Origin of the sequence: Pseudoalteromonas sp. SR45-5, from assembly GCF_014163565.1 — a bacterium.
GTDB classification, from domain to species: Bacteria; Pseudomonadota; Gammaproteobacteria; order Enterobacterales; family Alteromonadaceae; genus Pseudoalteromonas; species Pseudoalteromonas distincta.
The window spans coordinates 1-3,489 of sequence record NZ_JACJDN010000442.1; the positions used below are offsets into that span (position 1 = coordinate 1).

The 3,489-nt window shown below is 36.4% G+C and carries 2 protein-coding genes; both read left to right on the plus strand.

Annotated elements, in window-relative coordinates; genetic code table 11:
• The coding region (locus H5072_RS14825; protein ID WP_182693952.1) for a response regulator at positions 1–1,231 on the plus strand (1,231 nt) is incomplete at its 5' end.
• 59 nt (positions 1,232–1,290) lie between these two features.
• On the plus strand, positions 1,291–3,489 hold a 2,199-nt coding region (locus H5072_RS14830), incomplete at its 3' end, for an EAL domain-containing protein (RefSeq protein ID WP_182693953.1).

Here is a 3,489-nt window from a genome sequence, read left to right on the forward strand (position 1 = left end):
CATTGCAAAAATGTCTCAGCCTAGTAGCCCATTTAGTATTGTAATAATGTCGATAGAAAAAAAAGAGCTCAACGATAACTTTATTTTACAACAACTGTACGCTCAAAATAAAAACGTTAATGAAAAATTGACACTTATTTTATTAATTACCGATGAAGAGTCTCCAGAACCAATTGCAAAAAATGAAAATATAAACATTATAATTATTGGTAATAAAAATAGTGAAGTAGAAATTTTAAGAGCACTCGCACCAAATAATTTTAAAGAAAAGCAATTAAAGCCCCATCCTAAATTCTCGGGTTTTAATGCATTAGTTGTTGACGACAATAAAATTAATCAAGAAATAGCTTCCGCTCTTTTAGCCAGATTAGATATGACCGTGATCATTGCTGATAATGGACATGATGCATTAGATAAAATAGAGACAAATGACATCGATATTATTTTTATGGATGTTCAAATGCCAGTTATGGACGGACTAGAAGCAACAAGCATATTAAGAGAGCGAGGCTACAAAACTCCTATAATTGCTATTACGGCAGCCGCAGACCCTAATGATAAAAAAGCAGCATTTAGAGCCGGTATGGATGACTTTTTAGTAAAACCGATTATTTTTGATGCACTTTACAAAAGTATAGAAAAGCATCTGCAAAGTAGTGAACCTCTGAGCACTATAAACCTGCCATTAGCAAAAGAAAACCTAGAAAACAATGACAAATTGTTAACTAAATTATTTACTCAGTTTGTCAACGATTACAATGACTTTTCGACTAAAGCTGATATATTAATCAAAAATAGAGAGTTAGAAAGCTTAATTCGACTAGTACATACACTCAAAGGACTGGCCGGCACATTAGGCTTTGAGCTACTGCAACACAGCGCGCAAAGTGTTGAGAAAAGCTTAATAGATAAGAAAAGTATTAACTTATCTCATTTTAATGAACAATTAACACTTACACTTTTTGCTGTAAAACAATTTTTGATAGCTGACAGCTTTAAAAAAGAACATATACAGCAACATCAACTAGAAAACGAAGACTCGGTTATTGATAATATATACTCATTAGCATTAACGGCTCGCCCCGTACCTAGCAGTTTGGTTAGACAGCTAGAAATGAATCAATATGAGAGAGGCCACTCCCTATTTAAGCTCAAAGAAGCAATTGATCATTTTAACTACGCGTTAGTAATTGAGCTTATTGATATGTATAGAAACGATAATAAAAATTAGGCATAACCACTAACCTGAACTAGATTTAATATTGTAAAGAACGCAGAGAAGGACAGATAGTGCATTCAAATTACCTCGCAAACAGTAATGGATTAACCACAGAACAAAAGCATAAACCTTTAATTCTTATTGTTGATGACGAACCTAGTAATTTACACGTATTAGTAGAAGGACTTTTAACTGACTACGATGTACGTATTTCTACTAGTGGTGAGCAGGCTTTGATCTTTATTGAGTCAACTCGGCCTGACTTGATTTTATTAGACATAATGATGCCAGGCATGGACGGCTACGAAGTATGTAATATACTCAAAGCGAAACAAAATACCAAAGGGATCCCTGTCATATTTGTAACAGCGCTTACCGAGGAAGAGTCTGAAGAAAAAGGCTTCGCGATGGGCGCAATTGACTACATACACAAACCTTACAAGCTAGCGCTCGTTAGAGCACGCATTCGCACTCATATTACCGCTCAAGGCATGCTAGATAGGCTTATAGAAAAAAACTTTGACCTGCACGACAAGCTACTCGAAATAGAGTCTCTTGCGAAAGAGCTTAGCCAGCGAGAAGAAGAATTAAAAGAACTCTCATCAAAACAAAAATTATTTTATCAAGCCCTAACGGGAACCGCTGATGGTGTTGTTATTGCCGATAGTAATGGCAAAATTATAGCCGTAAACCCTTCATTTTGCCGTATAACCGGTTACTGTGAATCAGACTCACTGCAAATGCAGTTGCACGATATTAAACAAAACAACCACCCTAGTATTAGCTTTGACCAAGTATGGGAACATGCGAATCAAGCAGGCTATTGGAGTGGTGAGCTTGTAACCAGACGAAAAAATGGCGAACTTTATCCAGAGCTACTAACTCTCAGTTTGGTTAAAGGCGATCAAGATACTAACGTGCACTATATTGGTGTATTTAGTGATATTTCGAGCGTTAAAGTAACCCAAGAAAGAATTGACTACCTAACATGGCACGATGACCTTACAGGTTTACCAAACCGAAATGGTTTTTTAAAGCAGTTAGAGCAGCAACTTCAGGTTTGCAGTACCGAAAATAGTTATGCCTATATCTATATTATTGACATAGACAGCTTCCACTCAATCAATGATGGATTAGGATTACTCGCTGGCGATAACATATTAAAAGAATTAACTAAACGAATCCATACTCACGTGAGTAAAAAAGATGTTATTGCTCGCTTAGGTAGTGATGAATTTGCAGTACTATGTACAGTTGAAAAAGGTGTGGGCAGAGCTAGAGCTCAAGCAATGGCTGAAAATAAAGCCCAAGAGCTACTTGCAAGTGTAAACCATCCATTTGTCGTTGCTGAACAAGACGTTAGCTTAACAGTAAGTATAGGCACCTATATTTTTCCACGAGAAGATCAATGGGAAAGTGCTATTGAGACTATTCGTAACTGTGAAGCGGCCTGTTACAAGGCAAAAGAGAAAGGCGGCAATAGAGTTACCTTTTTTGATACTTCATTTGGCGAGCAAGCAAAACGCCGTTTTGAAATAGAACAAGATTTACGTAAAGCTATTTTAAATAATGAGCTATCGCTATATTTACAATCCCAATTTGATCGAAACCAAACTCTTAAGGGCGCTGAGGTTTTATTAAGATGGGAGCACCCTCAAAAAGGCTTTATTAGCCCTGGTGAGTTTATATCTATAGCCGAAGAGTCAGACATAATTTATGATTTAGATTGCTGGGTAACTTCAAATGCACTTGAGATACTAACGCAACTTGGTAAAACCCACCCTGAGTTAAACTTATCAATTAATATAAGTGGCAGGCACTTTCATGAAGCGCGTTTTTTAAACTTTATTAGCCAACAGATAAAGCAACATAACATTAATCCTCAACAACTCACTATTGAGATAATTGAAGGTACGTTACTTAATCATATGGAAGCGGCTATTGAAGCCGTTCACTTTCTCAAGAAGCTAGGTATTAGAGTATCAATTGATGACTTTGGTACTGGATATTCGAGCTTAACCTACCTAAAACAATTACCAATACAAGAACTTAAAATTGATCGTTCTTTTGTTTTAGAGGCTCCTACCGATAACAACGATAAACTAATTATTGATATGATTGTAAGCTTAGGTCGTTTATTTGAACTCGAGATAGTTGCTGAAGGCGTAGAGAACCAGTCCCACTTTGATTTACTACAGGAGTATCCTGAGGTTATTCTGCAAGGCTATTATTTGCATAGACCAGAACCTGCAAGTGATTGGTTTAAAAAG